This window comes from Streptomyces otsuchiensis (assembly GCF_004305975.1).
GTDB lineage: Bacteria > Actinomycetota > Actinomycetes > Streptomycetales > Streptomycetaceae > Streptomyces > Streptomyces otsuchiensis.
In genome coordinates this window covers 1-6,439 of record NZ_BHZI01000307.1, presented here as the reverse complement: position 1 = coordinate 6,439, position 6,439 = coordinate 1, and the positions used below count along the sequence as shown (strand labels likewise).

Below are 6,439 nucleotides of genomic sequence, written 5' to 3'. Positions count from 1 at the left end.
CGCACCCCCACCGGCACCCCCAAGCGCGTCACCGGGAGGCGATCACCGGGGTTCGGTGTGGAAGTACCTGCGACAGCTCAGCAGCATCCCCTCCGCCGAGATGGTGAAGTGGTCGACGAAGTCCAGCTCCACGCGCGCACCCGTGCCCCGCACCAGCCGCCCCAGCGCGACCACACTGTCACCGTCGGCGACGATTTTGTGAATCCGGTGGCGCACGGCGGGACGGTCGGGCGCTCCGTGCGAGCGGAGCACCTCCGCGCGCCCGTTGCCGTGGAGCGATCCGGGCTGCGCGATCTCGATGTTCTCGTCGAGCAGCGAGCCGTAGCCCTCGACATCCCCGATGTCGAGATAGTGGTACGAAAGCCGGACATGGTCCGCCCCTACCGCGGTGACGACCGTACTTCGCGCAGGGCGCACATCCCCTGAGATGTTCATTCGGCTTCCCCTCCCGGCGTGACCGGCCGCTCCCCGTCTTCGGGAGGCGATACCGGCTGATCAGAGCCGACGCGGGCGGCGCGCGACGCCGGCTGGGAACAGCGTGGTGCGGCGCCACAACTCCGCGCTATCACCGTGCTATCGCCACCCAATCTTCACCTGGCATGGACAGAGCAGCACGCGTTCGGTGAGACTTACGGCTTACCCGTCGGCACCGACCTCACCACCATTGCGCACACCGGGGGACACATGGCAGATGCACCGAGTCCGGGGGCCTCTGGCCAAGACCGGCAGGTGTTCCGGATTCTCGGCCCCCTCCAGGTCACCGGACCGGACGGACCGGTGCGCGTACCTCCGGGCCGTCAGGAGATCATCCTGGCCGCCCTGTTGCTGGAGGTGAACCGGGTCGTCAGCACGGACTTCCTGGTCGACCTGCTCTGGGAGAACGACCCGCCCGGCACCGCCCGCACCCAGGTGCAGATCTGCGTCTCCCGGCTGCGGAAGATCCTGAGCTCGGCGCGGATCGACGCGCTGATCGCCACCAGACCGCCCGGTTACCTCCTCAACACCGACCCCGACACGGTGGACCGCGCCGTCTTCACCCGGCAGGTCGCGGAGGCCCGGACTCTGTCCCGGGAGGGGCGACTGGGCGAGGCGGCCGAACTGTTCCGGACCGCAGACCAGCTCTGGCAGGGCGCCTGCTTGAGTGGCGTGACCAGCGAGCAACTGCGCAACCAGGCACTCCAGTTGGACGAGGACCGGCTCACCGCGCTGGAGTCGCGGCTTCGGCTGGAGCTGGACCTGGGCCGGCATCACCAACTCGTCGGTGAACTCCGCCGCCTGGTGCAGCAGCACGCCATGCGGGAGGACCTGCGCGCCCAGCTGATGCTGGCGCTCTACCGCTCGGGACGTCAGGCCGAGGCGCTCGACAGCTACCGTGAGGGCCGCGAGCTGCTCATCGAGGAGCTGGGCCTGGAACCGGGCGACGACCTGCGGGAACTGGAAGCGCGCATCCTCGCGGGCGACGCGAGTCTACGCGCGGAGCCCACCCACCGGACCCTGCCCTCACCCGCCGCCCCGCCGGTGGCCGCGCCCGCCATGGCGACCGCTTCGTCCATCTCAGCGAATGAGACGCGGGGCGCCGTAACCGAGTCGGCCGTGCCGACCGGTTCCGGTTCCGGCTCCGGTTCGGCAGCCGGCCACGGCGGCGTCAGCGGCTCCGGCGTGCCCAGCGGCGAGGAGGCGGCCCCGGCGGACGCAGCCGCCGAGCCGGCCGGCGCGTTCCGCACCGAGACCCCTCATCAACTGCCCGCCGACACCTCCGACTTCGTCGGTGACGAGGAGATGGTGCAGGACATCTCGAACGTGCTGGTCGGGGGCAAGGCACGGCAGGCGGTCGGAGTAGCGGTGATCGTCGGCAAGCCCGGTATCGGCAAGTCCACGCTGGCCACCCATGTGGCCCACCGGCTCAGCGACCGCTTCTTCCCCGACGGACAGCTCTACTGCGATCTGCGCAGCGCCGGGCCCGTTCCGGCCAGCCCCGCCGAGGTGCTGGGCCGGTTCCTGCGCGCGCTCGGCATCCCCGGCCCGATGATCCCGGACAGCCTGGATGAACGAGCTGAGATGTACAGGACTTTACTGGCCACCCGTCGCATCCTCGTGGTGCTGGACGACGCGGCCGGCGAGAGCCAGGTCCGGCCGCTGCTGCCGGGCAGCCGCACCTGCGCCGTGCTGGTCACCAGCCGCGCCCGGCTGACCGGACTGCCGGGCGCCCATCGCGTCGAACTGCCGGTGCTCGGCGGCGAACAGGCGCTGGAGCTGCTGGGCCGCGTCATCGGTGCGGAGCGCGTCGGCGCGGAGCGCGAGGCCGCGCTCGCCCTGATCCACACGGTCGGCGGTCTGCCGCTGGCGCTGCGCATCGTCGCCGCCCGGCTGGCCGCCCGTCCGCACTGGTCGCTGGCTTCGATGGTGCATCGCCTCGCCAACGAGCGGCACCGGCTGGACGAACTGACCCACGGCGAGATGACCATCCGGGCCAGCCTCTCCCTCACCCACGACGGGCTCGGGGCGGCCGAGCAGCGGCTGATGCGGCTGCTGAGCCTGGCCCAGGGCCCGACGCTCCCCGGCTGGCTGGCGGGCGCGCTGCTGGACGACGACCGCCCGTACCCGTCGGACCTGCTGGAACCGCTGGTCGACATGCAGATGCTGGACGTGGTCGGGGTGGAGTCCAGCGGTGGTTTCCGCTACGGCTTCCACGACATCATCCGGGTCTTCGCACGGGAGCGTCTCGCGATCCACGACGACCCGCAGGAACGTTTTGGCGCGCAGGCCCGCATGATGGGCGGCTGGCTCTCCCTGGTGGAGCAGGCACACCGCCGGGTCTACGGCGGGGACTACACCGTCCTGCGCGGCACGGCGCCGCGCTGGCACCCGCCGGCGCACCACGTCGACGAGTTGCTGGGCGACCCGATGGAGTGGCTGGACAGCGAACTCCCCAATCTGACGCAGGCGGTGGACCACGCCGCCGACGAGCAGATGGACGAGGTGTGCTGGGACCTCGCGACCGGGCTGGTCACCCTCTTCGAGGTGCGCGGCTATCTCGACCACTGGGAGTCCACCCACCGCCGGGCGCTGGCCGCCGTACAGGCCGCCGGCAACCGCCGGGGCAGCGCGGCCGTGCTGAGTTCCCTCGGTTCGCTCTATCTCAACCGCCGCCAGCACGAGGAGAGCCACGAGTCGCTGCGCTCCGCCCTGGCCATCTTCGCCGAACTCGACGACCCCGAGGGGCTGGCACTGTGCCGGCGCGACCTCGCCCTGCTGGAGCGGTTCCGGGGCAATGACGACGCCGCGCTGGGACTGTACGCGCTCGCGCTCGGCGACTTCGACCGGGCGGGCGACATCGTGGGCCGGGCGATCGTGCTGACCCAGAGCGCGCACATCCGCATGCGCCACGGGCAGACCGACGCGGCGCAGAAACAGCTCGACGAGGCGCTGGAGATCTACCGGGTCGCCGGCTACGAGGGCGGCCAGGCCCGGACGTTGCGCCGTGTCGGACAGGTACTGCTGCAGCGGGGCGAGCACGAGCAGGCGGAGCGCACGCTCAGCGAGGTGCTCCAGCTCTGCCGGCGGGGCGGCGACGTCATCGGCGAGGGGCACCTGCTGCGCGACCTCGGCCAAGTACACACGGGACTGGGCCACTTCGAGAAAGCGCGCGGCTACTTCGACCGGGCACTCGCCGTTCGGGAGCGGATGCTGGACCACGGCGGCGCCGCGGTGGTCCGCGTCGACCTGGCGCGGTTGCTCGGCCGGAACGGCGAACAGGCCCGGGCACGGGAGCTGTTGGAGGCCGCCGCAGCCACGTTCGAGGACCGCCGGATGGCGAGCGAGCTGCGGGAGGCCCGGGAACTGCTGCGGCCGGAAGCGCCGGCGGAGCCCATCGGGGGCTGAGCGGACACCACGCCGGAGGGCGGTACCGGGCGGCCGCGGATGCGGCTTCCCGGCCTTCCGCGCGCACGGGCGGGCGCGCGGACGTGAGGGGCGGGCGCGGCGAACCGGGTTCGTTCTGCGTCGAGGTCGCCGGGCGCGGTGGGGGCGCGAGAAGCGGCGGGCGCGAGGGGCGGCGGACAGTGGCCGCGGGTGGCGCTGCTCGGCGGGGGGGGATGCACAGTCACGCGGTGCTCACCCGGACGGGCGGCGGCATCGGCGTGCGTGGAGCACATGGCGTACGTGGCGTGCGTGGCCTGCGTGGCTTCGTCACGTGAAGTGCGAGGTGCAGCTGGGACGTTCGGCCCGGTCGGGCGGTGCCCGGAGGCGGCCGAAGCGGTCGGCCACGGGGGCCCGGGCGACTGGCGGTGGTACGTGGGCGCGGGTCCGGGGAAGAGCGGGACGCACCGCGCTGCCGTGCGGTCGGGGGTCAGTCCCAGGGGTTGTTCTGCGTGGTGGCGATCAGGCCGTGCTTGGTGACCAGCTCCGAGAGCTGGCTGGGCGCCTTCGGCTCGGCGGTCTCACCGGCGTGGGCGGCGGTCGTACCGAGGACCGAGACCGCGGCGGCGAGGGCGGCGGCGGCGAGGGCGGTGCGGAAGGCGGCGACCTTGATCATTTCGGTTCTCCCTGTTTCGGTGGTGCGCTTCGTTCTTCGTGGTCACCACGCTAAGGAGCACCGGAATCCCGGGCTTATCCCCGCGCCTATCCCCCCGCTATCGCGGAGCCGCCACCACCGTCCGGCGGTGATAGGACGCGCCTGACCGCTGCTGGCGCGGCGATGCCCCGCGGATAGCACGCCGTGGAGGAATAGGGGGGACAGGACGCCGCGGGGCACTCCACCGTTCTCGGCCCGGCGGCATCTTCTGTGACCTGACCGGACGAGTGGCGGGAGCACCAGTGAAGACGAGCACCATCACCAGCCAGACGGGCCGGAGTTCCGGCCTTCACAGCCCGGTCAGCCCGCCGCCGGCCCCGGCCCCGACCCCGGCCCGGCCGGACCGACCGCCCACCACGGTACCGACCACCGCGACAGCGTCCTCCACGACGCCGGCGAGCGGCACAGGCTCAGACTCCACTGCCGGGCAAAGGGGTTCGACCACTGAGGAGCTGCCGCAGCTCGGGGCGCTCATCCGCCGGCACCGCACCCGGATCGGGCTCACCCAGCGGGAACTCGCCGACCTCTCGACCATCAGCGTCCGCGCCATCCGCGATCTGGAACAGAACCGCGTCCGACGACCGCGCTCGGAAACGGTCCGGCTGATCGCCGACGCGCTGCGGCTTGGGCCCCGCTCCCGCGACGCGCTCCAACAGGCAGCCAGGAACGGGCGGTTCGGCCCGCTGGCGGAGAGCGGTGGCACCGCTGTCCCGCCGGCGCCGCCGACCGCGCTGCACGCCGTCATCGGCCGTGACCGTGAGATCGCGGTGATCGCCGAGGAGTTGGCGTCCGGCAGCGAACGCCTCCTGCACATCGTCGGGTTGGCCGGTTCGGGCAAGACGCGGCTGGCACTGGAGGTGGCGGGCCTGCTGCACCGTGAGGAGCGGCTGCCCGTACTGTGGTTCGCCTTCCCCTCCCAGGGCGGCGGCAGCGACTACGTGACCTCCGCCGAGACCGCCCTGGCCGAGGTGCTGCACCGCTGCGTGGCGGGTCTGCTCGGCGACACCGGCCCGTCCCCGGCGGACCCCTGCGGAGAGGACGGCCCCACCCTCGCCGAGTACCTCGGCGACCAGCCGGCGGTCCTCGTGGTGGACGGCGCCCCGGGCTCTCCCACCCGTCCCGAGCGGCTGGCCCGGCTGCTGCGCGACTGCCCCGGGCTGCGTCTGCTGGTCACCTCCGAGGAACCGTGGCAGCTGCCGGGCGAACGGGTCTTCCTGCTGACCCCGCTGGAGACGGCCGACGGGGAGGCCGAGCACGAGTGTGCGGCGGCCCGTGTCTTCCTCGACGATGTGCGGCGCGTGAGCCCGGGGGCTGTGGCCGGCGCGGACGATCTGGCGGCGGCCACCGAGATCTGCCGGCGGCTGGACGGCCTGCCCACCGCGCTGCTGGCCGCGTCCTCCTGGCTGGTCCTCTACGATCTCGCCGCGCTGCGCCGACGGCTGGCCGAGGACCCCACTCCGTTCCTGGACCACCTCGCCGTCCAGGAGAACGCGGGCCGCTACCTCGCCGCGCTGCACAGCCGGGTGACCCGGCTGCCGGACGACCACCGGATGCTGCTGGCCGCGCTCTGCACCTCGGAACGTGAGGAGTTCAGCCTCGACGACGTGGAGGACCTCACCGGCTCACCACTGGGCCACTGCGGTCGCACCATGCGCGACCTGCTGGTCAGCGGGGTCGTGCGCACGGTCGCCGGCCCGGCGGGCACCCGGTTCCAGGTGCTGCACCTGGTCCGCGCCGCCTGCCGCGCCTTCCCGACGGCCTGAGCCGCACCCGCCCGCCGCCCGTTCTCCCCCGCTGACGGCGCGCCCCGTTCCCGCGGCCTCGCGCCGGCGCATCCTCGCACGCCCGCACTCCCTCACCCCACGC

Annotated in this window: 4 protein-coding genes; 2 read left to right on the top strand and 2 right to left on the bottom strand. The window is 72.9% G+C overall.

The genetic code is table 11. From position 1 onward, the window contains the following. Positions 1 to 42: 42 nt before the first annotated feature. Entirely contained in the window at positions 43 to 435 is a 393-nt protein-coding gene (locus E0D90_RS22315) for a nuclear transport factor 2 family protein (protein WP_103502528.1), read from the bottom strand. A gap of 294 nt (positions 436 to 729) precedes the next feature. On the opposite strand from E0D90_RS22315, the gene E0D90_RS22310 reads away from it, so the two are divergent. Further along, positions 730 to 3,882, top strand: coding sequence for an AfsR/SARP family transcriptional regulator (locus E0D90_RS22310; protein WP_307721168.1), 3,153 nt, complete (start codon positions 730 to 732; stop codon positions 3,880 to 3,882). Between the two features lie 466 nt (positions 3,883 to 4,348). Here E0D90_RS22310 and E0D90_RS22305 read toward each other — a convergent pair whose 3' ends face one another. Beyond that, complete coding sequence (locus E0D90_RS22305) at positions 4,349 to 4,534, bottom strand: hypothetical protein (protein ID WP_103502526.1); 186 nt, start codon at positions 4,532 to 4,534, stop codon at positions 4,349 to 4,351. A 281-nt stretch (positions 4,535 to 4,815) separates the two neighbouring features. On the opposite strand from E0D90_RS22305, the gene E0D90_RS22300 reads away from it, so the two are divergent. Next, positions 4,816 to 6,336: a helix-turn-helix domain-containing protein gene (locus E0D90_RS22300; RefSeq protein ID WP_227870406.1), complete on the top strand. Its 1,521-nt coding sequence runs from the start codon at positions 4,816 to 4,818 to the stop codon at positions 6,334 to 6,336. The last annotated feature ends 103 nt before the right edge of the window (positions 6,337 to 6,439 follow it).